This is a genomic window from Enterococcus sp. DIV1444a, from assembly GCF_051712125.1.
GTDB classification, from domain to species: Bacteria; Bacillota; Bacilli; order Lactobacillales; family Enterococcaceae; genus Enterococcus; species Enterococcus faecalis.
Window position 1 is genome coordinate 2,540,469 of the sequence record NZ_JBIOOG010000001.1, and the last position, 25,175, is coordinate 2,565,643.

At 39.2% G+C, this 25,175-nt stretch carries 26 protein-coding genes and 2 pseudogenes; 9 read left to right on the top strand and 19 right to left on the bottom strand.

Translation table 11 applies throughout. The annotated features are described in order from the left end of the window. Positions 1 to 88: 88 nt before the first annotated feature. Positions 89 to 451 carry a hypothetical protein gene (locus IGI87_RS12230; RefSeq protein ID WP_002354999.1) on the top strand — a complete coding sequence of 121 codons (363 nt, stop codon included), beginning with the start codon at positions 89 to 91 and terminating at the stop codon, positions 449 to 451. Between the two features lie 119 nt (positions 452 to 570). Here the strand turns inward: IGI87_RS12230 and thiT are convergent, their stop codons facing one another. The 3 genes from thiT to IGI87_RS12245 form a co-directional block, all read right to left on the bottom strand. Then, entirely contained in the window at positions 571 to 1,146 is a 576-nt protein-coding gene (gene thiT / locus IGI87_RS12235; RefSeq protein WP_438737200.1) for an energy-coupled thiamine transporter ThiT, read from the bottom strand. 163 nt (positions 1,147 to 1,309) lie between these two features. Beyond that, positions 1,310 to 1,915, bottom strand: a complete 606-nt coding sequence (locus tag IGI87_RS12240) for a PepSY domain-containing protein (protein ID WP_438737202.1) — start codon at positions 1,913 to 1,915, stop codon at positions 1,310 to 1,312. A 75-nt stretch (positions 1,916 to 1,990) separates the two neighbouring features. After that, positions 1,991 to 2,776 (bottom strand): hypothetical protein, encoded by a 786-nt coding sequence (locus IGI87_RS12245; protein WP_104854465.1) that lies wholly within the window; start codon positions 2,774 to 2,776, stop codon positions 1,991 to 1,993. 233 nt (positions 2,777 to 3,009) lie between these two features. Here IGI87_RS12245 and IGI87_RS12250 point away from each other — a divergent pair, with 233 nt between their 5' ends. Next, a complete protein-coding gene (locus tag IGI87_RS12250; RefSeq protein ID WP_104854464.1) occupies positions 3,010 to 3,744 on the top strand; it encodes a class A sortase in 735 nt (244 codons plus the stop codon). A 46-nt stretch (positions 3,745 to 3,790) separates the two neighbouring features. On the opposite strand, the gene IGI87_RS12255 is transcribed toward IGI87_RS12250, so the two are convergent. The 8 genes from IGI87_RS12255 to rpsO form a co-directional block, all read right to left on the bottom strand. Beyond that, positions 3,791 to 4,021: a hypothetical protein gene (locus IGI87_RS12255; protein ID WP_162782551.1), complete on the bottom strand. Its 231-nt coding sequence runs from the start codon at positions 4,019 to 4,021 to the stop codon at positions 3,791 to 3,793. 88 nt (positions 4,022 to 4,109) lie between these two features. Then, complete coding sequence (locus IGI87_RS12260; protein ID WP_113794632.1) at positions 4,110 to 4,580, bottom strand: low molecular weight protein-tyrosine-phosphatase; 471 nt, start codon at positions 4,578 to 4,580, stop codon at positions 4,110 to 4,112. A gap of 40 nt (positions 4,581 to 4,620) precedes the next feature. Next, the gene (locus tag IGI87_RS12265) at positions 4,621 to 5,190 is read right to left on the bottom strand and encodes a TetR/AcrR family transcriptional regulator (protein ID WP_113794633.1); all 570 of its coding nucleotides are present in this window, start codon (positions 5,188 to 5,190) and stop codon (positions 4,621 to 4,623) included. A 177-nt stretch (positions 5,191 to 5,367) separates the two neighbouring features. Next, positions 5,368 to 6,789 carry a CHAP domain-containing protein gene (locus IGI87_RS12270; RefSeq protein ID WP_438737440.1) on the bottom strand — a complete coding sequence of 474 codons (1,422 nt, stop codon included), beginning with the start codon at positions 6,787 to 6,789 and terminating at the stop codon, positions 5,368 to 5,370. A 330-nt stretch (positions 6,790 to 7,119) separates the two neighbouring features. Next, positions 7,120 to 7,629 carry a rod shape-determining protein MreD gene (gene mreD / locus IGI87_RS12275; protein WP_104854459.1) on the bottom strand — a complete coding sequence of 170 codons (510 nt, stop codon included), beginning with the start codon at positions 7,627 to 7,629 and terminating at the stop codon, positions 7,120 to 7,122. Further along, the gene (gene mreC / locus IGI87_RS12280; protein ID WP_104854458.1) at positions 7,626 to 8,486 is read right to left on the bottom strand and encodes a rod shape-determining protein MreC; all 861 of its coding nucleotides are present in this window, start codon (positions 8,484 to 8,486) and stop codon (positions 7,626 to 7,628) included. Before mreC ends, mreD begins: the two co-directional genes overlap by 4 nt. A gap of 181 nt (positions 8,487 to 8,667) precedes the next feature. Continuing rightward, positions 8,668 to 10,782, bottom strand: coding sequence for a polyribonucleotide nucleotidyltransferase (gene pnp, locus IGI87_RS12285; protein WP_002367402.1), 2,115 nt, complete (start codon positions 10,780 to 10,782; stop codon positions 8,668 to 8,670). 186 nt (positions 10,783 to 10,968) lie between these two features. Continuing rightward, positions 10,969 to 11,238, bottom strand: a complete 270-nt coding sequence (rpsO, locus tag IGI87_RS12290) for a 30S ribosomal protein S15 (RefSeq protein ID WP_002354983.1) — start codon at positions 11,236 to 11,238, stop codon at positions 10,969 to 10,971. Positions 11,239 to 11,517: 279 nt separating this feature from the next. Here rpsO and def point away from each other — a divergent pair, with 279 nt between their 5' ends. Next, positions 11,518 to 12,081 (top strand): peptide deformylase, encoded by a 564-nt coding sequence (def, locus tag IGI87_RS12295; RefSeq protein WP_438737205.1) that lies wholly within the window; start codon positions 11,518 to 11,520, stop codon positions 12,079 to 12,081. A 46-nt stretch (positions 12,082 to 12,127) separates the two neighbouring features. Here the strand turns inward: def and IGI87_RS12300 are convergent, their stop codons facing one another. The 3 genes from IGI87_RS12300 to IGI87_RS12310 all read right to left on the bottom strand — a co-directional run bounded on the left by IGI87_RS12300 (position 12,128) and on the right by IGI87_RS12310 (position 14,444). After that, complete coding sequence (locus IGI87_RS12300) at positions 12,128 to 12,904, bottom strand: HAD family hydrolase (RefSeq protein ID WP_002361040.1); 777 nt, start codon at positions 12,902 to 12,904, stop codon at positions 12,128 to 12,130. A 9-nt stretch (positions 12,905 to 12,913) separates the two neighbouring features. Beyond that, the gene (locus IGI87_RS12305) at positions 12,914 to 13,567 is read right to left on the bottom strand and encodes a DNA alkylation repair protein (RefSeq protein ID WP_438737207.1); all 654 of its coding nucleotides are present in this window, start codon (positions 13,565 to 13,567) and stop codon (positions 12,914 to 12,916) included. Positions 13,568 to 13,640: 73 nt separating this feature from the next. Beyond that, complete coding sequence (locus IGI87_RS12310) at positions 13,641 to 14,444, bottom strand: formate/nitrite transporter family protein (RefSeq protein ID WP_002375588.1); 804 nt, start codon at positions 14,442 to 14,444, stop codon at positions 13,641 to 13,643. A 323-nt stretch (positions 14,445 to 14,767) separates the two neighbouring features. On the opposite strand from IGI87_RS12310, the gene rpsD reads away from it, so the two are divergent. The 6 genes and pseudogenes from rpsD to IGI87_RS12340 form a co-directional block, all read left to right on the top strand. Further along, positions 14,768 to 15,379, top strand: a complete 612-nt coding sequence (rpsD, locus tag IGI87_RS12315) for a 30S ribosomal protein S4 (protein ID WP_002365342.1) — start codon at positions 14,768 to 14,770, stop codon at positions 15,377 to 15,379. A 160-nt stretch (positions 15,380 to 15,539) separates the two neighbouring features. Next, positions 15,540 to 16,088 (top strand): biotin transporter BioY, encoded by a 549-nt coding sequence (locus IGI87_RS12320; RefSeq protein WP_368553621.1) that lies wholly within the window; start codon positions 15,540 to 15,542, stop codon positions 16,086 to 16,088. Between the two features lie 61 nt (positions 16,089 to 16,149). Next, the gene (lepB, locus tag IGI87_RS12325) at positions 16,150 to 16,686 is read left to right on the top strand and encodes a signal peptidase I (protein WP_104854453.1); all 537 of its coding nucleotides are present in this window, start codon (positions 16,150 to 16,152) and stop codon (positions 16,684 to 16,686) included. Between the two features lie 384 nt (positions 16,687 to 17,070). Then, positions 17,071 to 17,215, top strand: a pseudogene (locus tag IGI87_RS12330) (putative holin-like toxin). A gap of 231 nt (positions 17,216 to 17,446) precedes the next feature. Beyond that, a complete protein-coding gene (locus tag IGI87_RS12335) occupies positions 17,447 to 17,590 on the top strand; it encodes a putative holin-like toxin (RefSeq protein ID WP_141426903.1) in 144 nt (47 codons plus the stop codon). A 166-nt stretch (positions 17,591 to 17,756) separates the two neighbouring features. Continuing rightward, positions 17,757 to 17,849 (top strand): annotated as a pseudogene (locus tag IGI87_RS12340) (putative holin-like toxin); the annotation flags it as partial. A 368-nt stretch (positions 17,850 to 18,217) separates the two neighbouring features. Here IGI87_RS12340 and IGI87_RS12345 read toward each other — a convergent pair. The 5 genes from IGI87_RS12345 to pepT all read right to left on the bottom strand — a co-directional run bounded on the left by IGI87_RS12345 (position 18,218) and on the right by pepT (position 25,166). Continuing rightward, positions 18,218 to 21,946, bottom strand: coding sequence for a WxL domain-containing protein (locus IGI87_RS12345; protein WP_438737210.1), 3,729 nt, complete (start codon positions 21,944 to 21,946; stop codon positions 18,218 to 18,220). Beyond that, a complete protein-coding gene (locus IGI87_RS12350) occupies positions 21,927 to 22,295 on the bottom strand; it encodes an LPXTG cell wall anchor domain-containing protein (RefSeq protein WP_438737212.1) in 369 nt (122 codons plus the stop codon). The genes IGI87_RS12345 and IGI87_RS12350 overlap by 20 nt, the downstream gene beginning before the upstream one ends. A gap of 361 nt (positions 22,296 to 22,656) precedes the next feature. Continuing rightward, positions 22,657 to 23,268 (bottom strand): YktB family protein, encoded by a 612-nt coding sequence (locus tag IGI87_RS12355; protein ID WP_438737214.1) that lies wholly within the window; start codon positions 23,266 to 23,268, stop codon positions 22,657 to 22,659. A 34-nt stretch (positions 23,269 to 23,302) separates the two neighbouring features. Then, a complete protein-coding gene (locus IGI87_RS12360; protein WP_113794642.1) occupies positions 23,303 to 23,860 on the bottom strand; it encodes a GNAT family N-acetyltransferase in 558 nt (185 codons plus the stop codon). Positions 23,861 to 23,945: 85 nt separating this feature from the next. Then, positions 23,946 to 25,166 (bottom strand): peptidase T, encoded by a 1,221-nt coding sequence (pepT, locus tag IGI87_RS12365; protein ID WP_438737216.1) that lies wholly within the window; start codon positions 25,164 to 25,166, stop codon positions 23,946 to 23,948. Positions 25,167 to 25,175 lie beyond the last annotated feature (9 nt).

The following is a 25,175-nucleotide window of genomic DNA, read 5'->3' on the forward strand; positions in this document are numbered from 1 at the left end:
TTCTTGAATTTTATCACAAAATTAGGTAAAATACAGGTAATTAGTCATTTGAGTTTTATTCTATTTTATTCGTAAAGGAGGCAGAAGAATGGATCAACATAAAGCTACCATCAAGAGCATTTCTAAACTGATTACGCTCTCTTCCCAACATTTCTTTTCGGCATTTTTAGAAGATTCTCAAGATCAAAAGAATAAAGAAAAGGAACGCAGTGCGCTTTTACAAGAGCTCCAAGTCGCTGCCGCCCAAAAATCCTTAGTGGTCTTACAATTGAAAGAAGTCCCTACAGCGCATAAATTCGAAACGGTGATCGGCTGGATTGTCTCAAAAAATATTTCGGACAATATCGTTGTTCGTTTACAAACGGATGAACAACAGTTGCGCATGATTCCTGTTGCTTCTGTCATGAAAGTCAGCACGTTAGCCAATCGTCACCAACGTCAAATTCACTAGAATATTGAAGTATTTATAAAATAAATGGAAACCACCAACCTGCAATCGACATGGTTGGTGGTTTCTTTTATTTATGACTTTAGTCAAAAGCCCTTGAAACTTCTGACTCAGGAGCCTACTTATTTCTTAGGCACAAATAATTGCGGCGCTACTTTTGCCAATAAGCCTAGAACTAGACTCACATACAAACAATTGACGACGGTACTCGTACCGTTTAGAACAAAGGAATAAAGGTATGGGCTCATCCCTTCTGGTGCATACATGCCCCAAACCAATACACCCGCCCAAAAATGCCAAAACCAGCGGGCGAAGACTGCGACAATACTTCCTAAAATAATCGTACGAATGGCTGATTTTAAGTGATTCGCTTGAAAATACAGTTGAATTTTTCTAGCGAAGACACCACCCATTCCCCCAAACGCGAAAGCAAAGGGATATTCAAAAATAATCTGTGGCACGGACAAGAAATTTTTCATAGCTGTACCGAGAATAATATTTAACATGCCCCAAACAAAGCCTGCTGCAACTCCGGGAAGCAACCCACGACGAAACGAATAAAGAACTAATGGGACCATTCCCAACGATAGGTCCAGGCCACTATTGGCAAATTCAATCGGTAAAAAAGAGAGGGCCATGGCCATTGCTGCGACGACTGTTCCTTCTACCCAAATACGTAAATCCATTTTTCTAGCCAAACAAATTTCCTCCTATGTTCTGACACTCTCAACCACTAATACATCGTTATTTTACCATAGGGACTTGAGAAAAACACGTTTGTCGAACAAGCAAAAAAATAGCTGGATCAGCGTTTAAGGGAATCAGCTCTTACTCAAACGCACGTCAGCTACTTTTTATCAATTAATCATCCCGCTCAGTTGTCAAAATTTTTCCAGAATGGGCATCGATTTTTACTTCTATTTTTTGTTGCCCCTCTTTCACTTTCACTTCCCAGTAGGTGATTCCTAATTCTTTCTCTAACTTCCAATCTGTTGCTTGGCCAACTTTTGCTTCTTTTTCAGCCAAGGTTGTGGCTTGTTCTCTGGAAATGATGTTTGTTAAATCAAGGGCCTCTTCTTGCATTTTAACGCCATTTTGTTCATCGGTATCCAAGGTTTCGACTTTTTCTTTTGTGAATTCGCCTGTCTCTGCGTTCACTTCAACTTGATATTCTTTTTGCTGATCCACGCCTTCTATTTTATAAAAATAACGTCCAAAATCTGTATCTAACTGCAGACTTGTTAGTTTAGCTTCTGGATATTTTTTTTCAAATGCTGTCGTGACTTTTTCTAAAGAGACAGCTACCGCAGTTTTCTTCTTTGAGGTAGTCGTTACTTTTTGTTCGTTTTTTGTTGGTTCTGTCGTAGGTGTTTTAGCTGTGCAACCTGCCGTTAATAGCAGGGCCAAAATCACAGATGAACCAAGTAAAATTTTTTTCATGAAACAACCTTCTTTCCCTTTTATCATTTTATTATACTTGATTGCTTAACCAAAGCATAGCTACAAAAAAAGCTCTACTTTATTAATAAAGTTAGAGCTTTCTCAGCCTTCATGAGCCAGCATAAAAATTTCACCGAAATCATTCTCTTGTTCAATGTGCCAAGTGCGTTTTTCACTATTATAGACAAGCGTTGCCAAAATTTCTTCTTTTTGGTAAGACGTATTTTTCATTTTGCTAAGTGAATCTTCCACCAAGTAAATAGGAATCCGATATTCTTCTTTATCCACTTCTGTTTGTTGGAAGCAAAAAATAACACCTTCTTGTAAGATCCCTTTCATATTTTTAAGTAATTCAGGACTTAATTTTTCGACAGGCGTATTTCGTTTAAAGAAGGCCTTTTTCTGATTCACTTTCTCCAAAACAACACGTGTAATTTTATCAGCAAAGATTCGATAAAATTCATCAATATAACGATAATAGACACGCGTCATCTGATCTGCAAATTCAAAAAAGACAAAATCATTTTGTAGCTTATAAAAGAAAGGCGAATGCAAACTATTCTTCATGTGTCCAAAATAAAGAAGTTCCGAAATTTCTAATGGCGTTAGCTCTTTTAGCATTGTCACATCGGAAAAGTCAATCCATTTAATCTCTTCAGTCATCCAACGACGTTGAAGCGATTGAAAATAGCGATTGACGCTTTCTTCTCCACGAATTATTTTCAAACCTGAATGCATATCGTATTCGCCAGCTTCGGCAGAAGGATCTAATAATAGTAAGTTCTGTGGGTGATGCACAATTGAACGAACAAAATCGGAATGGGTAATCCCTTTAGATAAAACCGCGTTGCTGGTTACATCTATATGTACATAAATTAAATCAAGCAAATTCCCATCTCCCCTCTACTAGCCTCCTTACCATTTTACAATATTTTCAAAAGAAAAGCTTGTTTCTTTTACTTTAAAATTCCATTACAAAATGAGGTTTTTTTTGAAAAATCAATCGGTTCAGTTGTTTTTTATTAAATCAAGGTCCGACCCGCTTACCTATTCCCCAAAGAAAATAAATAGGTTTTTCAAATAAATTGTGGTAAACTTGATACATTAAAAGGAGGGAGAATATGCGCCCAAAAGAGAAAAAAAGAGGAAAAAATTGGTTAATCAATAGTTTATTAGTTTTACTATTTATCATTGGCTTGGCCTTAATTTTTAACAATCAGATACGCAGTTGGGTGGTTCAACAAAATAGCCGCTCGTACGCCGTTAGCAAGTTGAAACCAGCCGATGTGAAGAAAAATATGGCTCGTGAAACAACGTTTGACTTTGATTCAGTTGAATCTTTGAGCACAGAAGCAGTGATGAAAGCACAATTTGAAAACAAAAACTTACCTGTAATTGGTGCCATTGCGATACCAAGTGTCGAAATTAATTTGCCCATTTTTAAAGGATTGTCAAATGTCGCTTTATTAACTGGTGCGGGGACCATGAAAGAAGATCAAGTCATGGGGAAAAACAATTATGCCTTGGCTAGTCATCGAACGGAAGATGGCGTTTCCTTATTTTCACCTTTAGAAAGAACTAAAAAAGACGAAGTTATTTATATTACTGATTTATCTACTGTTTATACATACAAAATAACTTCTGTAGAAAAAATCGAACCCACCCGTGTTGAGTTAATTGATGACGTTCCTGGCAAAAATATGATTACCTTAATTACCTGTGGTGATTTACAAGCCACCACGCGAATTGCTGTCCAAGGAACATTGGCAGCAACGACGCCTATTAAAGACGCCAACGACGATATGCTGAAGGCTTTCCAATTGGAGCAAAAAACCTTAGCCGATTGGGTCGCTTAATAAAAAATCCTTGAAAAGTTTTGACACTTTTCAAGGATTTTTTGCTTTATTTCATCACTTGGCGTTCTTGCTGTTTCAAACGAGCAAAACCATAACGAATACCTGCAAATAATAAAACTAGCGGAGATAAGAAGACAGAAATCATTAACCATTCACTTGTATACATACTACTAAAAGATAAATGATACGTGACAGCATAAACTAGCGGCAGACTCATTATCAACAATAAATAATACAAACTCAATTCAACAACATAGGATAAATAACGACTGTTCATCTTACTTCCCTCCTGTCTCTTTTTCCCTGAACAATTTGTTAACACTATTGTACCAAGGGGAAACAGAAAGTACTATCGGACTATAGTCCTAATCTTTCAGCGGTGCTTTTATTTTTTTCAACCATTCTGAAGTACCTGTGTCTACTAAGCGGTACGTTTCCTCAAAATCGCCAGTATAATACGGATCAGGCACGTCCATGGTTTCTTTACCAGCCACAACTTCCATAAATAAATGAATCCGTTGTTGCTCTTCTTGCGGGGCTAATGCTTTTAAATCTGCCACATTATTCGCATCCATTCCAATGATATAGTCATATTTTTTAAAATCGCTTGGCTGGATTTGTGTCGCCCGCATTCCTTGATAGGAAATCCCCTGTTCCTCTAAAATTTTTCTGGTTCCTTTATGGGGCTGACTGCCCACTTCCCAGTGACTAGTAGCTGCTGAAAACACTTGAATAGTCGCTTCTAAACCAGCTTGTTGGACTTTCTGACGAAAAATCGCTTCTGCCATCGGCGAGCGACAAATATTGCCTAAGCAAACAAATAACACAGTTACCACAACGCTTCACTCCTTCATAAAACTTTTTATTCTTTACTTGTTACTCATTGGCTTCTTGTTCATACAAATGATAAGCCATAAATTCTGTATCTTTCGCTAAACGGAATAATTGAGTTGCCATTTCCAGAGGTGTTTGAGGATATTCCTCGAGAATCCATTTCGTTAAGACACCGCTACATCCATAGGAAAAGAAATTCGCATAGAATTGTTTGTCTTTATCTGTTAAATGATTCTCAACATCGACTTGTTCAAATAATGAAATAAATAAGCGATTGGTCGAAGCAGAAAAAACATTAAGAAGAACTTCTGAATCTGAGGTCACCGTTGTATAGTAGAAATGACTCTTCTCTTTAATTGCTTTTAATAACTTTAGGGCTTGTTCCTCCCAGTTTTCCAAGCAGATATCTGTTTCTAAGTAAATCAATGCATCATGACGATAAATCCAACGTAACAAATCATATTTATCTGTAAAGTGATAATAAAATGTTTGGCGATTCAGACCCACTTTTTGGGTAATATCTTGGACACTTATTTTACGAAAATCCTTTTGTTCACATAATTCTATTAAAGCTGAAGCGATTGCTTGTTTTGTATCGTGCGTTCCGCTCATGCTGATTCCTCCGCTCCTAATATGTATATACCTCTATAATTGCAAAAAAACGGCCAGATTACAATCTTTTCAGATGCTTTTTATGCGTATATTTAAAATTAAATGAATAAAAAAAGCGGCAACTAACAGTTTTTGTTAGTTACCACTCCTTGTTATCAATTATTAATAGATGACTATTTAGCCTGGAAAACGCCATACAACAGCGCGGAATCCTGCTGGTGGTGCTGGTGACCAGTTAGAGTTAGAAGAAACATAGCCAGAACCTCCTGGGTTGTTCGCTTCAACGATTTGAACACTTCCACCACTTACACCTGTAACTAAGACAGTATGCACGCCACCAATCCAGCTATCTGGACTATAGGCACTTTCATATTGAACAACATCACCAGGTTGCACGTTACTCCAGCTAACTTGTGTTGCGCCAGAGCCAACATAGCCACTATTTGGACCGCCGTAACCGAAGTTAATGCCGCCTGCCGCTAACCAACGACGAACAGATACTAAACATTCTCCTGGTTGATTCCAACCTGTTGCATAAGAATTACCAACATCTGCTATAGCCGCATTAATAGCTGCTTGTTTTCCTGAAGTCACGCCACCATTCCCTGGTTTTGCTTCATTGCCTTTTTCAGGAGTCGCTGGGTTAGTTACAGGAACTTCTTTTTCTTTTTCAGGTGCTGATGCCACAGGTGTTGTTACAACACTTTCTGTTTCAGTACTTGAAGTTGTTGTTTCTTGCGTTGTTGTACTTTCAGTAGTTGTTGATGATTCTACAACTGGTGTTGCGGCTTTTTCTTCAGCGGCGGATGCTGCTGCCTCATTGGCTGCTTTTGTTGCTTTCGCTTGCTCTGCTGCCGCTTTTTGTGCTGCGGCTTGGGCTTGCGCTGCCGCTTGTTCTTCCGCTTTTTTAGCAGCTGCACGTTGGCGTGCTTGTTCTTCTGCTAAACGTTTTTCCGCTTCTTTTTTCTGTTTAATGAAGCTGTCTTTTTTCCCTTGTTCTTCAGAACGTTGCGCTTCTAAATCATTTTTAGCCACTTCTTGTTGAATCTTCAATGTTTTTAATGATTCTGTTTTGTCATTTAATTCTTTTGTTGCTGCTTCTAATTCAGCAATTTGCTTTTCAACATTCTTTGTTTTCTTTTCAACAGTCGCTTTGTCTTCTTTTTGTTGTTCTAGTAATTCATTGTTGGCGCTCATCATTGTTGAGACCGCTTGAACGCGACCAATGGCATCTGCTACTGAATCTGCATCTAAAACTGCGTCAATAATTGAATCACTTTGACCATTCACTTGGACATCGCGTGCTTGTTTTGTCATTTGTACTTCACGTTTTTGAATACGGACATTCAAATCGGAAATTTCACTATATAATTTAGATACTTCTGATGATAGCTTGTTCTTTTTAGCTGTTAATGTATCGATTTGTTTGGCCGTTTCAACCATATCATTTTCAATAGCGGCAACTTTTGCTTCTGCATCTGACATTTGGCTAGTTAACGCATTAATTTTTTGATCTTGTTGCTGAATCTTTGTATCGTATTCATCTGCAAATGCTGCGGATGGCAACGCTACGCTTGTTAATGTAATGGAACATACCATTAGAGCCGATAATACACTTTTCTTCAATCTGTTGTCCTCCGAAAATCCTTTTTTGTTAAGCTTTTTCCTTATTTATTAAAATTTGAATAAATTTCTCTTTTTCAACGATAGAGCAATTGTAGCATAGCTGTATGTCACTGAGATAATATGGATGTTACAGTAATATTTCAATTTTCTTCTTGTAAATGACAAAAAAATGATTCACTTTTTTCACAACTTTCTTCAAAACTTCAGGATAACCTTCTCATTGTTTTGTTATTAAAAAAAACAAAAAAAGCGAGAAATGCTACTCAATGAGCACTTCTCGTAAATGAACGAAATTTTCAATTTTTATTTTACGGAAAATAGTTTTTTCAGCGGATAAGATAAAATAACATACCACACCATGTTCAATAGCAGTGTAGGACCCAACACACGCGTAATAAATAAAATTGGGCTAACATCAGCTAAATGAAAGGCCACTTGAATCAGAACTGCAATAAGTTCATACAAGGTGGTAAAAATAACGATCCCAAAAAAACCAGTTAATATATTTGTTTGAATTACTTCTTTAAATGTATACATCAACATAACCGAAATCGTCAGTGCAACTGTATAAATCCCGATAATGCCAATGTAGTAGCTATCGCAAATAAAGCCTAAAATTAACGAAGTAATTAATAAATAACGTTTAGAGAAATTAGGAACGGCAAACATAAACGCAAGTAACAACAGATGAGAACTGGCGAAGTAAACATTACTTGTCCATGTTTCAAAAGACTTTGTTAAATGAGCATCAATTAACATTAAGAAAAACAAGAGAATAGGTGTGACGTATTTTAAATACTCTTTCCGAATCATTCGCTTTCCCCTGCCGATCTTTTCACGACCGTCACAACTGAGATCCCATAGACATCCGCATAAGGTTTCACATACACTTCACGATCTAAACCAAAACTATCTGGTTTCACTTTAATAACTGTCCCCACCGCTAAATCGGCTGGTGAATTACCACCTAAGCCAGAAGTCTGAACGACATCGCCTTCTTTCAGAGTGGCATCGCCAGTTAATTGCGACACAATTAATGCATTCGTCTTATTGTCGTAATTTTTAAGCAAACCAAACGATTCGCCATTTGCGGAAGTTACTCGCACAGGGAAATGGTTTGAGTTGACATTTTTAGACGTTAGTAGTTCCACTTTTGCAGTTGTTGCATTGACTTCAATAACACGCCCCACTAACCCTTTTTGCGCCATGACCGCCATGCCCGCTTCAATGCCGTCATTGGTTCCTTTATCGATAATTAATAAGTCTTGCCAAGTATCAGGCGAACGCGTAATAACATTCGCAGTTACTTTTTCATAATTCGCCAACGTTTCGTTCAGATTCAATTCTTGTTTTAAACTATCAATTTCACGTTTATAGTTATTGTTTTGGACAGCTAATTCATTATAGCTATCAATTTTTTCTTTCAGACGTTCGTTTTCTTTAAACGTGTTAATTAAATTGCCCATTGAAGACAAGCCATTTTCCACCACACGGGCTGGAAAAGAAATCACACGATCCACCATACTAACGCTATTGTTGACGCCACCTTGAACGATATTGGTTTTGCCTTTTTCAGAACGTTGCGCAGCAGTTAAACTAATAATGGTTACTAAAATAATGACTAAAATTAAGGTAATGATTATATTTTTATTTGGATTAAATTTTTTCACAAAGACACCCCAGATATTCTTCAGACTGATAGTATTAATTTTACCACTAATTGACTATAAACAAAAGAGTTGGCGATCGTCTTTAGCTTTTTTTATCATTTCTTTTTTAGGGCTTGTTTTCAACGAAAAAACCAACGAAAAGAAAGGAAACTTCCTTGGTTTTCGTTGGTTTAAAAAGAAATTATTTTTCTTTGTTTTCTTCGTTTAATAACGCTTTTCTTGAAACGTTGACACGGCCTTGTTTGTCAATTTCCGTTACTTTGACAAGGACTTCGTCGCCTAATTTCACGACATCTTCAACGTTGTTCACACGTTCGTTTGCCAATTGAGAAATATGGATCAAGCCATCTTTGCCTTTAATTAGGTTAACAAACGCACCAAATTTTTCAATGCGGACAACTTTTGCTAAGTAAACTTGACCGACTTCGACTTCTTTGGTTAATTCTTCAATAATCTTGATGGCTTTTTTAATCATTTCAGCATCTGATGAAGCAATACTTACGTTACCGTCTTGATCGATATCAATCTTAACGCCGGTTTCATCAATAATGCTGTTGATCGTTTCGCCACCTTTACCAATAACATCTTTAATTTTGGCTGGTTTAATTTGAATCATTTCAATTTTCGGTGCATATTGACTTAATTCTTCACGAGGAGCAGCAATCGTTGTTGTTAATTCTTCTAGAATTTCCATCCGGGCTTTCTTCGCTTGGTCTAATGCTTCCGTTAAAATTTGTTCTGTAATTCCTTGGATTTTGATGTCCATTTGTAAAGCAGTGATTCCGTCTTTCGTTCCCGCTACTTTAAAGTCCATATCGCCTAGGTGATCTTCTAAGCCTTGAATATCTGTTAAGATTGTATAGTTTTCGCCATCACTAACAAGACCCATTGCAATACCTGCAACTGGCGCTTTAATTGGCACACCCGCATCCATTAATGCCAATGTTCCCGCGCAAATACTTGCTTGTGAAGAAGAACCATTTGATTCTAACACTTCTGCTACTAAGCGGATTGTGTAAGGGAAGTCTTCTTCTGATGGAATAATTTGTGCTAAGGCACGTTCACCTAGCGCACCGTGCCCGATTTCACGACGACCTGGTGAGCCCGCGCGTCCTGTTGAACCAACAGAGAATTGCGGGAAGTTATAATGATGGATGAAACGTTTGCTATCTTGGACACCCAAACCATCGATAATTTGATGTTCCCCTAAAGGCGCTAATGTACAAACGGATAAAGCTTGTGTTTGACCCCGAGTAAATAAGCCAGAACCATGCACACGTGGTAAAATACTTACTTCTGACGACAAATGACGAATTTCGTCTAATTTACGGCCATCTGGGCGAATCTTATCAATCGTGATTAACTCACGTACGACATCTTTTTCAAGATCTTCCGCAATTTGTTTCACTTCTTTTAGTAATTGTGCTTCTTCTTCGTGTTCTGCAAATTTTTCAGCGTAAACTTCTTTGACTGTATCTTTTACTTTGTCAATTTCAACTTCACGTGCTAATTTTTCTTCCGTCATTACGGCTGTTTTCATTGTATTATAGTACGCATCAAAAATTTCTTTTTTAAGATCAGCGTCCACTTGTAATAAGTCCACGTCCATTTTTGGTTTACCTACAGCGGCAACGATTTCTTCTTGGAACGCCACTAGTTCTTTAATGGCATCAAAACCGAAAAGTAAGGCACCTAACATATCTTCTTCTGATACTTCTTTGGCACCACTTTCCACCATGTTGATGGCTTCTTTTGTTCCAGCAACAGTTAATTCAATATCTGTTTGTTCCGCTTGTTCTACCGTTGGGTTTAAGACATATTCGCCATTAATACGGCCAACGTCAACACCAGCAATTGGTCCGTCAAACGGAATATCTGAAATTGCTAACGCTAAGGAAGACCCAAACATTGCAGCCATTTCTGGTGTACAGTCTTGATCCACACTCATAACGATGTTCGTGATTTGGACTTCGTTACGGAAGCCTTCTGAGAACATTGGGCGAATGGGACGGTCGATTAAACGAGCAGTTAATGTCGCACGTTCACTTGGACGACCTTCACGTTTAATGAAGCCACCAGGAATTTTTCCTACCGCATACATTTTTTCTTCATAGTTTACAGTTAATGGGAAAAAGTCTACATCTTTTGCTTCTTTAGAGGCAACAGCAGCACTTAAAACGACTGTATCGCCGTAGCGTACCAAGACAGCCCCATTGGCTTGTTTGGCTAATTGGCCGATTTCTACTTCTAGCGGGCGGCCGCCCCAAGTTGTTTTAAAGACTTGTTTTTCTGTCATAATTCTTCTCCTTTACTCTTGCTCTTTGGAAAAGTCAGACGGCTACTAAACAAATGAAAAAGTAACAAGTCGTTGCTGCTCTTTCATTTGGTTAGTAGTTCCTAAAAACTTTCCAAAGAGGACCTTCAATAGTGACAATAAGATAAAAAGCGAGATTCTGATTGAACCTCGCTTTTTACGTAATGATTAACGACGTAATCCTAAACGTTGGATCAATTCGCGGTAACGTTGGATGTCAGTTTTACGTAAGTAAGCTAACAAGTTACGACGGTGACCGATTTTTTTCATTAAACCACGGTAAGAATGGTGATCTTTTTTGTGTGTACGCGCATGTTCGTTCAATTGGTTAATGTCTTCAGTTAAGACCGCAATTTGTACTTCTGGAGAACCAGTATCTCCTTCATGACGTGCGTATTCTTTAATGATTTCGTTTTTTCTTTCTTGTGAAATTGCCATTTGTTCCACCTCTTTCTCTATTATTCGTCTGATCACTGAGTGAAGCGTTGGTGACTCGCTAAACCAAGTGATAGATGGTGTGTTTCCACACAAGCTTACTTTACAGGAAACACCGCTAAAATGCAAGCTTAATCTCTATTATTCGATAGTTTTTTTAAACAATCTAGCCCCTTTTTTGGTGATTTTGTGATACACTAAATGGTGGTAAACAACTGATTATTTCAGCGCATGAATAAATAAAAGAAGAATTTTTTTATGTTTCAAAGGAGGAACCATTGCATGATTACAATGAAAGATATTATTCGCGAAGGGAATCCGACACTTCGTGCTGTGGCAGAAGAAGTGCCTATCCCTATCACTGAGGAAGACCGTCAATTAGGCGAAGACATGTTGACTTTCTTAAAAAATAGTCAAGATCCAGTTAAAGCTGAAGAATTACAATTACGTGGTGGCGTTGGTTTAGCCGCACCACAATTAGATATTTCTAAACGAATTATCGCTGTTCATGTTCCTAGTAACGACCCAGAAAACGAAACCCCTTCATTAAGTACGGTGATGTACAACCCTAAAATTTTGAGCCATTCTGTGCAAGATGTCTGTTTAGGTGAAGGTGAAGGCTGTTTATCTGTCGATCGGGATGTGCCAGGGTATGTCGTTCGTCATAACAAAATTACCGTAAGTTATTTCGACATGGCTGGCGAAAAACACAAAGTTCGTTTAAAAAACTACGAAGCGATTGTGGTGCAACATGAAATTGATCATATTAATGGTATCATGTTCTACGATCACATTAACAAAGAAAATCCCTTTGCTTTAAAAGAGGGCGTTTTAGTCATCGAATAAAGAAAAAAACTGCACCGTTTGTTTTCAGACAAACGGTGCAGTTTTTTTAAATGGCCTTCATTTCTTTTAAGGCTTTCCAAATGCCATCATTATCATTGGTATCTGTGACCATCGTGGCCACTTTTTGAATGGAAGGACTCGCATTGCCCATTGCGACGCCAATCCCTGCATGGCTTAACATTTCTCGGTCATTTTCGCCGTCCCCAAAGGCAATGATATTTTTTGCATCAATACCCACACGTTTAGCTAAATACGTTAACGTAGCTGATTTTGAGCCATCTTTAGGCACAACATCTACGCTATGTTGATGCCAGCGAATAAAGCGAAATTCTGGGTATTCTTCTTCAAACGTACACTGATCTTCTGCGTCATAAAATGCCAGCGCTTGATAAATATCATTTTGACGGTAAAAGTGTTCATCATAAGCAGGTGAATGAAAATGAAAAGAGTTCATCGCAATTTCCATTTTTTCAGCACGGTGCTGGTTGCTCTTCTTAATATCATCTAAGCCCACACAAGCAAACCCTAAGCCGCGTTGATCACTATCTTGTGCCAAACGTTCCAACGCTTCAGCATGCAATAAATTTTGATAATATTGCTCATGATCCACAAAAGCCGCGGCGCCATTACATAATACGTAATTGGTAAAATCTAAATCCCAAATCACCTCTTGCGCCATATAACGACTTCTGCCAGTGGCCAGCGTAACTAAGTGTCCTTGCTCCCGCAATTTTGCTAGCGCTTCTCTCGTGCTATCCAATGCTTTCTTCTCCGAATTTAACAACGTCCCATCAATATCAAATGCAAAAAGTTTTCTTTCCATCATTTTTCCTTATTCGCTCGCTTTCGCTAAATATTTACTGCCTTCTCGTTGTGCTAAAGGACTCAACACTAATTCTTTCATCAATTCCGCGACCCATTGCGGATTCGTTTTACTATATTGGCGTAATGACCAGCCAATCGCTTTTTGAATGAAGAACTCCTCTGTAGTTCTATCATAAATAATCGCCTTTTTCAACAGGTCCTGATTGGTCTTTTCTTTTAACATCAACTGTAAATTCAGCGCAACACGCCGATTCCAGAAATTGTCAGCGCCATAAAAAAGTTCAAAAATCGTTGGCAATTCAGTCAGATGCAGCGCCACCCACGACCCAAAAAATTTTCGCCAAGCATCCACACTATCCCACCACGCTTTTTGTGGAACATAAGCTTTAAACGCTGCGACCTCTTCTAATGAAAATCTCCGAACATTTTGAAGGGCTAAATCAATAGCGACACACTGATATTCTCGTTCTGTTTTTTGATAGTAGTCCTCAATCTCTTGGCATAATTTTTCCTTTGACCACTTATGACTTTCTTTTAAAAGTTGTTTACTTAAAGCTTGACGTTCTGGGGCGGTGATACCTGCAAAAACAAATTGGTCTTTCATATAAGCAGACATTTTTGCTGCTATTTCTGGGTTCTTCTGAAACTGAAGTGTGTCCATTCCTTCGCTCCTTATAATAAAAAAAAACTATACTAAAACAGTGTACCATGTTTTAGTATAGTTGGTTGGTCAATTAATCAAAATACGTTAAGTTTTTGTTGTCTTTATCTAACCAGGCATAGCCGAGACCCATAATTAAGCCGCCACCGATAAAGTTACCAATAAAGGCCCAGAACAGATTATGAATGACATTACCAGCTGTGAAAGCTTCAATTGCTCCGTTTGAAGCAAAGTAAGCTAAACTGAAGGCTGGGAAGTTGGCAATCACGTGTTCAAAACCAAGGAAAGCAAAGATAAAGATAATGAAAATAATGGCCGCGACTTTGCCGGCGTCATCTTTCATTCGCATACTCACTAATACGGCTGTGTTAACCACAATATTGGCGAACATAGCTTCAACTAAAATTTGTAGGGTGGTTTTTTCTAATTTTCCAGCAATCGACGTAAAGAAGAAACTATCTTTTGGCAAATCTTGGAACGGCACCGTAAGTGATACCAAGAAACCAAACAAGACCCCACCAATTAAATTGAATAAGATACAGGTAAATAAAATTTTTGCAGCTAAGGAAAAGTTGACTTTTTTACGATAGACACCTACAGTCATGTACAACATATTCGAGGTACCAAGCTCGGCATTCATATATAAAATCATCACAAGTGACCAACTGAACATGAAGGCGTAAAGCATTTTCCCTAAACCATGAGAAATTCCTTCTCCTTTAATTGCGATTGCAAAAGCAACGGCTGTTCCCAACGTTAAAAATAGACAAGCAAGCATTGCACGAACAGCGTAGCGGGAAAAGCTGTTTGAGAATAAATTCACTTTCTTATCGATAGATTTATCAATTTGTTCAAACAATGGTGAACCAGACTTCATTGTAAACTCCCTTTCATTTCGTTTTCAACTTATATTTTCAAAACATCTTCCCTTATTCTAATGAGGAAAAGTGTTTTTGTCTACCTTTTTTTCAGATTTCACTTTAAAACCTTGACGTTTCCTATCCTATTAAGTATACTAGATTTTGTGTAAAATAATTGCAGCAGAAGAATAATAACTCGTCAACAGTTCATTGCCAAACTTGGTTCAACTGCGTAACCGCGGCTGCAAAGGCGAAGGTTGAAGAATGAACTGAACGAATATGAATTTTTCATCTAATTATTTTACTCCAAAAAAACATTTATTTATTGGAGGAATTTTTAATGTCTCGTTATACTGGACCATCATGGAAAGTATCTCGTCGTCTAGGTATCTCTTTATCAGGTACTGGTAAAGAACTAGCTCGTCGCCCTTACAAACCAGGACAACACGGACCTAACAGCCGTGGTAAAGTTTCTGAATACGGAATGCAATTAACTGAAAAACAAAAATTACGTCATATGTATGGCATGAACGAACGTCAATTCCGTACGTTATTCATTAAAGCAAGCAAAATCAAAGAAGGTAAACACGGTGTTAACTTCATGGTTTTACTAGAACAACGCTTAGATAACGTTGTTTACCGTTTAGGTCTTGCAACTACTCGTCGTCAAGCACGTCAATTAGTTAACCATGGCCACATCACTGTAGACGGCAAACGTGTTGATATTCCATCATACCACGTTGAAGTTGGTCAAGTGATCGGTGTTCGTGAAAAATCTCAAAACATCTCAACAATTAAAGAAGCGGTTGAAGCAACTGTTGGACGTCCAGCATTCGTAAGCTTTGACACTGAAAAATTAGAAGGTAGCTTCACTCGTTTACCAGAACGTGATGAACTTTACCCAGAAATCGACGAAGCACTTGTCGTTGAATACTACAACCAAAAACTTTAAGATTTCAAAAGGTCGAACTACGGTTCTTACCTTCTTGCAAAACCTTGCCTTTCTTGAGCAAGGTTTTTTTCTTTGCCCTCTTTACAAAATGGTTCACTTCCGCTAAACTATTGTTAACCAAATAAAAATAATTGGTTAACAATAGAAAGTGAGGCTTCTTATGAATAAAGCATCGTTACGCTCCTTGATTTTAGCAGCAGAATTTGCAGTGATTATTGCTGTACTTTCACAATTTACAATTCCATTGGGGATTGTCCCACTAACCGGACAAACATTTGCCATCGGCTTAACCGCTACCGTTTTAGGCAAACGAACGGGGACCTACGCTATTTTAATTTACTTCTTATTAGGATTAATTGGTTTACCCGTTTACGCTGGGATGTCTAGCGGGTTCGGTGTACTCTTTGGACCAACTGGCGGCTATTTAATCGGTTTTATCTTTAACGGCTTATTAACTGGTTATATTTTAGAAAAAACAACCTTTAACTATACTTGGGCCATTATCGCAAATATTGTCGGCGCCTTAGTTACCTTAGTTTTCGGCATGATTTGGTTGAAATATTCTGCGAATCTGCCGTGGCCAAATGCTTTCGCTGGCGGGTTTGCTCCGTTTATTATTCCTGGTATCATCAAGGCTGTCGCAGCTGCTTATGTGGGTATTTTAATTCGCCAACGCTTTATGAAACGCTTTTTAGCACACCTTTCTTAAGGGGAAAACTTTTTTCTTTGCCTTGTCTGTAGTACACTAAAAGGACAAAGGAGTGAAGTCCATGTCCTCATTATTCAAACGATTGGTTCAGTTGATTTTGTTAGTCGTCGCAGTCTTGCTGATTCGACACTATGTTTTCTCCCCTGCTGCAGTGAACGGCTCTTCGATGGAACCAACACTTCATAACAACGACCGTTTATGGGTGACCTCGATTAAAAAGCCACAGCGCTTTGACATTATTGCTTTCCCCAGTCCTCGTAACGGTCAACGAGTAGCCAAACGTTTAATTGGTTTACCTGGCGAAACAGTCGAGTATCGCGATGATACTCTTTATATCAATGGTGTCTCGCTCAGTGAAGATTACTTAGCAAGTGCTAAAAGAGATGTCTCTAAAAATGAAAATTATACCCAAGATTTTACGCTAGAAACCTTAGAAGCCACCCAATCCCTGACCGTTCCAGAAGGCATGTATTTTGTCTTGGGCGATAATCGCCCGCGCTCAGACGACAGTCGTTACTTTGGCTTTGTTAAACAAGCGAGCGTGGAAGGTGTTTTGACTTTTCGTTATTATCCATTAGATAAAATTGGCTTTCCATAAAAAAATACCCAAACAAAATATAGTGCCCCCAAAAAGTTAGACTTTTTGGGGGCACTATACTGCTTTGATTGTGAAACTGCTTAAAGAAGACAAAAAGAAATGACCGCTGTTTAACTTTGACCAAGTACGGTTATTTTTATAACTTAAACGGCCACCACTACATTAGAGAGGTATGTTAGCGCATAGCTCTCTTTTCTATTGTAGCACACTCCCCTGAAAAAAAGTATGGAAAACTAATTATTTTTTAGTTCCACATGGTATAATCTAAGTGCAGAAAAGTTAATGCGGAGGCAAGCGCAAAGGAACATGCGCTTTGCGACGAGCATCGCAACAAAGTGAGAAGCGTAGGAGCAGAGACTTTCCTCTTTCGGTGAGGTGGTGCTTATGAATGTAAGTGCTAAAATCTATGAAAGGAGTAGGCCTTTTGTCTATCGCAGAAGCTTTAGCTCTGATGATTAGTTTCGGTTCTTTTATCGCGACTTTGATCTTCGGAATCCTAAAAGCTGTTAAAGAAGACAATAAAAAATAACCGTCTACTTTGATCGAGTACGGTTATTTTTAAATAATCAAAAAGGTCACCGTCTTAAACGGCTCTACATTAGAGAGATGTGTTAGCGCATACCTCTCTTTTCGTTTCTATTGTAGCACACTTTCCTAAAAAAAAGTATTGAAAACTAATTATTTTTAAGTTTCCCATGGTATAATAAAAGTGTAGAGAAGTTATGGCGGTGGCTATCCAATCTGAAAGGTGGTGGTGCTTATGAATGTAAGTGCTAAAATCTATGAAAGGAGAGGCCTTTTGTCTATCGCAGAAGCTTTAGCTCTGATGATTAGTTTCGGTTCTTTTATCGCAACTTTAATCTTCGGAATCCTAAAAGCTGTTAAAGAAGACAATAAAAAATAACCGTCTACTTTGACCTAGCGGTTATTTTTATAAAATAATAATAGGTCACCGTCTTAAACGGCTCTACATCAGAGAGGTATGTTGACGCATATCTCTCTTTTCATTTTTATTGTAGCATATTTCTCTGAAAAATACGAATAAAATTATCGTTTACTGTACAACAAATGAAACAATTCAGACAATCTTAGGATTTGGTATGTTTACCATTGCTTTGATGGCACTGATTGTGAAATTGCTTAAAGAAGACAATAAAAAATAACCGTCTACTTTGATCGAGTACGGTTATTTTTTATAACTTAAACGGGCTCTACATCAGAGAGATATGTTAGCGCATAGCTCCGATAACGCTGTTACTTGTAAAATCACGCCCTAAAACAACACGCCCCAGAGAGGGCCACTCTGGGGCGTGTTTGACTGGCTATCCTCTCTGAAAGCTGGTTCATTCAAGGAGAGTACTTCTGGATTTCAAGGAACCAGATAGCCAGTGTTCTTGTTTTACCCCTCGCTGTCTAGCCCGAGGAAGAACAAGAACTATTAAATAATCTGAGGTTGGTTTCATTGGTAAGCTTATGAAACCATTCAGAAAATCCCTAATTAAAAGTTGTTACTGTTAGTTGCCACTACTTGTTACGGTCCAGTGACTAAGTTCCAGGTGACCGTGGCATTGTATTGCTCGCCTTTCGTTCCTTGATTAGCAGGTACTTCGAGTTTGACGTTATTGAAATTGAAGTCCAAATTATAGACATCATTGCCTGTGAATTGTTTATCGGTAATCACATTCGTGACCGCATTATTAGCGGTTAAACTAAGGGCGGATGTCGTGCCCACTGGATTCAGCATTTCCGTTACTAAGTTGTAGTTATCAACTTTTGAAACAGCCGCTTGACCTAGTAATAACCTTGTCGCAGTCGGCAAGCTGTCTTTCGCTGACTTCGGTTGTGATAATTGAGCGGTCAGTGACCAATTCGGTTGTGATTTTTTAATTCGAACAAACGGATTACGGGTGCCGTTGCCATAATAATCAGCTGCTTTCTTCAAGCCATGTTGTGTCGTAGCACCAGCAATGCCCACTTGACCGAAATCAAATGTTGGTAAGCTGATAAAGCCTTCACCAACTGGATCAGTAACTTCTTGATCCGCCCCTTGAATTCGAACGGTGCTCGCAACGGTAGCTGTTGGTGCATTACTCGTTATGTTCACTGCGGCTTGAAGCACTTCAAGTGGTGCCCCTGTACCAGTGGTTGAAAACAGGACTGTTGCTGTTTGACCAACTGGAATCTCTGTATTTAAAGCAATTCCTTGTTTCCATGTCTCGGTAGTAACAGGAATATTTTTATATCCTCCTGTACCTACTTTCACAGAAATTTGGGTTGGTGCCGCTAAGCCGCTTGACCAGTTCGCCGTTGGTGTCACTTTCAAACCTGTTAAAGGTGCTGTGCCGGTATTCTTAAGGGTCATATTCCAAAGTTGGCTGCCCCCATTTGGGATAATTGTTGCGGTACCTTTCATTGAAGCTTCGACACTGGCTACCCCTTCTTCATACACCACATTCAAATCATCATTGCCATCAAAAGTGACTGGATAACTTGGTGTTTTCGTGGTTTTCAATGTAGAAGGTTTCGTTTTACCTTTGTACCAGCCTTTGAAAATGTAGGTTTTACCATCTTGCCCTTTGTAGCTAGCTGGTAAAGCTTGCGCGGAGGTGTACGTGTAAGGGTCCGTTGTAATTGCCGTTTGTTGTCCTTGTTTAAAATTGGTTGGTGCACTAGTTAATTTATTCCCCGCTGGGTCAATAAAGTTTTCTGTGACTTTACGGTTGGTTAGATAGTAATAGACTGGTTTATCTACTGTGGAATAATTCAACTTTGTTGGTGTAATTGCTGGATTATAAACAATCTCTCGTAAATACGCAGGAACCTTCACATCTGTTGGTGCTGCTGCTGTTGTTTCATTAAAAATGAAGGACTGCGCACCACTTTTCTTTAATTCAAACCACCTAGAAACATTTTTAGTACTATTTTCAACAATCGGTGTTGTTGAATTACTAGATTGCACGTTAGGCATTGGATAAGCGGTATCAAATGTTCCTTGCTTATTGTAAACGCTCATTTTTTCATAATATCTTGGGAGCGTAAACGTTAGGTTCGCCGCACTAAACTGCGAACTCCGTCCACTGACACGTTCTGCCGAGTGACCTGGGTAAACAATTTCTTTCAAATTGTTTTTAGTTGGGGCTACTTGGCCTTTTTCAAGACTGACTGTTTTCCAGTCAGCGATATTTTGGGTTAGTAGTTCTCCCGCCCAATTATCATAGGTCAAGCCAACTTTCGTGGCATCGACTCGCTTACCTGCTTCATCGACAAAGCCGAATTGATAGGTCCGTGCTGGGAAGTCAACTATTTCGGTAGCTTCATACACCACCGTCAAATCATCATCATCATTATAGCTCGCCATGTAACTTGGTTGTTTCGTGGTTTTCAACGTGCTTGGTTTACTCTTGCCTTTATACCAGCCTTTGAATTTATACGTTTTACCGTCAGTGCCTTTGTAGCTGTCTGGTAAGGTCGTACCGTGCATGAAGGTGAAGTTCTCACTGGTAATTGGTGTTTTGGCATCTTGCTTCACATCTGGCGGTAAGCTGGTTAGCTTATTGCCGTCTTGGTCGACATACCTCGCATTAATGCGACGATTTTCTAAGAAATAGTACATGGTATCATCTGTTGTATAATAGTTTGGTACATATTCATCTGTAACTGCACGTGATAAAACTCCGTTAAATAACGTTTTGTTTGTGTCTGTGATCCAAAAATTTCGATACATTTGATATGAGTGAGGGGTGGTCGTTGGAAACAAGCCGTATTCTTGGCCATCTGTTGCTAAACGATCATCTGCTATCGTACTATCCGTATATCTTAATCTTGTAGTAGCCATTGGATAGGCTGTACTTGAACCAGTATAATATGCTCCTGGTTTGACTGTCGGTGTTTTATAATATCTAGGGACTGTTACCCGGAAATCTGTTGCACCTGAAAAAGCAGGTTTAATAACCGGTGTGTACGTCAACACTTGGCTTGGAATCGTCAAGTGTTTCAAACCACCATTATCCACGCCTGTAGCTGTGCCGACTTGTTTCGGCGTTGCGTTCATAACAGTCGTTAAATTCGTTTGCATCACAAAATTAGTAGGGGCAATCAACGTCCCTTTTTCACTAACAAAGCCGAACTTATAAGTGATAGCGGGTATCGTCGCTGTCTTTTCTACCGCTTCTTCATACACCACCGTCAAATCATCGTTATCATCATAGGTGACTTTATAGCTCGGCGCGTCTGTCCGTAATGTACTCGGTTTCGTTTTCCCTTTGTACCAACCTTTTAGGAAATAGGTTTTCCCATCAGCACCTTTGTAGCTTTTTGGTAAGGTGCCACTTTGAGTATACGTAAAGTCATTGTTGGTGATACTGGTTTTCCGCCCTTCTTCAAAGTTCGGTGGCGGTGGAATGGTTGCGCCCGCTTGGTTTTTGAAGGATTCGGTGACTTTACGGTTGGTAACATAAAGAGTAGTTACACCTGAAACAGAAAAAAGTCGATTTAGATAGCTGGTAGTACTAGTTGCAGCTACATAGTACAATCTAGATGCATTACTTTCAGTAGGTAACAAACCTAGAAACGGTGGAGCTGCGCCAATTCCATAAGTGCTAGCATCCTTTTTATGTACGTTTAGTTTTTCAGTAGTATACGTTGCATTCAAGACCCAGTTAGATCCGCTTCTATTATATTGCTCAACATTAGGTTGCACATACGTATTACCTGTATAATTTGTTGGTGGAACCACGCTAATAGACTCAGCAAACCTAGGAATAGCCACCTGTGAGTCAGTAGCACCTACAAAAACAGGGTTGCTAGGTGAATTTTCTGTAACAATTGATGTTTGTGGAAAAATAATTTGTTTTGTCGTACCAACATCAGTACCTGCATAATGTACTGGATTATACAGGCTGCCGTTAGTTCTAAGAGCAAAGTCCGAGGTAAGCTCAAATAGACTTGGGTTTAATAAATTTCCATTTTCATCTACGAATTGAAATTTTGCCACACGTTCAGGAAAAGCAAAATTAGCTACAGCTCTAGAGCTACCAATAAGTGAATTGCTCATTTCTTTTTGTTCTGCAGTTTTTAGCAATGACTCCTGCGTTTCCGTTTCTTCCGTCTTTTCCTCTTCCTCAACCTGTGTACTCTCCGCAGTTGGGCTACTTTCAATCGTCATGGTCTCCGCCACGGCGGTCACGCCCGCCAGTGAATTGCTAAATAGGGAGCAACAGACACCCAAGGTCGCTAAGTGTTTAAATCGGATCTGTTTCATGTCGTCCCCTCTTTCTATGTACCATTCCCACCAAGCCAATTAAGGCTAAGCCGAGAATGCTTAAATTTGCTTGCTGCAAACTCCCTGTTCGTGGGAGTTGCTTAGCAGCGGTAGTCGTTGCTCCTTGCTGCACTTGATTGGTACCAGACAGTCCCCGTGCTTTCCCCTTGGGACTCGGATCTGGTGCGTCTGTTTTCGGTGAGGGCTCTTGCGGAGCTTCTTGAGAGGGTGCCTGTTTGTAAAATTCGACCCCCACCGAACTAGAACCACCATCAGACGCTTCAACATTTATAAAAAAACTAGGGGAAAATAGTAGGCACGCAATCATTAAATACCGCTTTTTTTTCATTGAAAAACCTCCTTTTAATTAATGCTCAACATATCATACAACCTTTTTTCATACCTCTATAATAACAAAGAAAAAGCTTTCCAAAACACCATTATTTTCCATTTGACAACCCTATTTTTTACAAGTTACTTATATAGCAAGCGCTTTGCACTTTGTTATTTAAAAGTATTCTCTGAAAATGATTGTCGAAACACGTTTATTCTTTAAAAATCGCCTTTAATTTCTTAAGTTTTCGCTACCTAAAATAAAGAAAAGCTCACAATGTTAGTATCGAAAACTAACATTGTGAGCTTTTCTCATTTTTGATGAATGGGTAATTCGATAAAATAACACTAAAACACAAAATAACTGTCTATTTCTCTTATTGGGCAACGGCCAATTGATACAATGGTACAAGTTGCTGATAGGTTGCCAACATATAAGCCCGTGCTTTTTCAGGGTTTTGCCACAAAGCACTATCTTTGGGAATGATGCGCCCAATTTCAAACTCCCCTTTTTTGACCTCTCTAAAACGAGTTAAAGCTTTTTCTAGGTCAATTTCCGTCAGTGGCGTGATTTGGGGAACGGTGTGATCCAAGGAAACATAAGTATCTTTGGGTAGTTCTTGGAATAATTGCTGATTCTCTAAAAAGGCTTGCGCAATCTGCTGTTCGTTTTTAGGATTATCAATGAATGACAACCACATAAACACATAGTCGTCCCAAATCCCTAATTGAAAATGCGGCTGCATTTTATAGCCGCGCTTATTCGGACTGAGTGCGGACCACGTATTTTCTGGTGGATACACGGTGCGACGGCGATGTTGCGCAATATGGACAAACAACTCCGTCCCTATTTCAGGCGCTAATTGTGTGGCAAAGTACGTGCCTAATTCTTTAAAAATAGGTTGAATCTGCGCACGGATAACCGCCATTCGTTCATCTAATCCAGCAACTTCAAAGGCTGCAAATTCTTTTTCTGTAAACATCAACATTTCTCTAATTCCTCTCTCAACTTATCTTCCGCTTCTATTTTTGTCGATTTTGCCATGTTTCCAGTGTCATCCCACGATAAACATCTGTGACAATTTTCCCTTTACTAATTCGGGCATTGGGCAGTGTTCCTTCGTAGGTAAAACCAATTTTCTCCATGACACGACCAGAAGCTGGATTGTCTTGATCATGTAAAGCAAAGATTCTCATGAGTTTCATTTTTGCAAAACCCAGTTCGACTAACGCCGTCGCGGCTTCAGGCATGTAGCCATTGCCCCAAAAGGCACGGTTCAAAACATAGCCTAATTCTCCAACATTATTGGTTTCATTGACCCGCAAATCAATCGTGCCAATCATTTTACCTGTTTCTTTCACTTCAATCCCATATTTTCCTAAAGGTTCCCCCATAAAATATTTCGCAATACTGGCTCTTGTTTCTTCTTTGGTTTCATTTTTAGGAAACACAAAACGCGTCGTTTCCTCATCTGAAGCATATTCAAATAAATCATCTGTATCTGCTAATGTCACTGGTCGTAAATGCAATCGTTCCGTTTCCAATTGTTGGTTTTCTGCAAAAATCAAGAGATAATCCATGAGCAAAACTCCCTACTTTTCTACATACTTTACCGAAAAACAGCGAAACACGCAAGGAAAATCGGCATTTCCCTTGCGTGTTTCTTTACTTAGCGTTTAAGCGAATGATGGCAATGATCGTTTGAACAGCTTTGGCCATTGATTCAACAGTAATAAATTCATATTGCCCGTGAAAATTCTCGCCACCTGTAAATAGATTAGGCGTTGGAATGCCCATGAAAGAAATCTTAGAACCATCTGTCCCGCCACGAAAGGGTGTGATAATTGGTTCAATGTCGCAACTTGCCATTGCTTGGACAGCTAATTCCACCGGTGTCCAATCTTTTTCGATGATTTCCTTCATATTATAGTATTGGTCTTGGAAAGTAATTGTTAGTCTGGGTTTATCTGCCAACGCATTTAAACGTTGGACTTGTTTTTCCAAAAATTGCTTTCTCGCTTGAAAGGTTTCTTGATCATGGTCCCGAATGATATAGACAAGTTCTGCTTTTTCAATACTTCCTGTAAATTTATTGAGTAAATAAAATCCTTCATTTCCACGCGTTTGTTCTGGTACTTCCTTTTGCGGCAGTGATTGATCAAGCTGTTCGCCTAATTTAATGGCATTTACTAACGAACCATAGGCCGTTCCCGGATGGACACTGGTTCCCTCAATTGTAATCACGGCTTGAGCGGCGTTAAACGTTTCATACTCGAAATGCCCCACGCGGCCACTGTCGATTGTATACGCAAAAACGACTGGGAAGTTCGGCGCATCAAATTGATCGGCGCCGCGTCCAATCTCTTCATCTGGACCGAAGGCGAGCCAAACATCGCCCCGCGCTACTTCTGGATGTGCCAAAAAATACTCAACAGCAGCTAAAATCTCGACAATTCCCGCTTTGTCATCTGCTCCTAAAAGTGTGGTTCCGTCTGTAGTAATCAACGTTTCCCCTCGATACTCTTTTAAATTGGGAAACTCAGCAACCGATAAAACGATGCCTTGTTCTTGATTCAAGACGACATCTTGGCCATCATAATTAGTGATGACTTGTGGACAGATATTTTCTGCTGAAAAATCCGCCGTATCCAGATGCGCAATCAACCCGATGCTCTTCGCTGCAGGTTGGTTCCCAGGCAACCGCGCCGTTAAAAAGCCATTTTGTTCGTTATAACGTACATCGGCCAAACCTAATTCACGAAGTTCCTCTTCAATCATCCTGGCTAAAACCACTTGACCGACCGTCGTCGGCGTGGTGTGACTGTTGGCATCTGAACGTGTATTAACTTTGACATAAGTTAAAAATCGTTCGACTAATTTTTCCATTTCTTACTC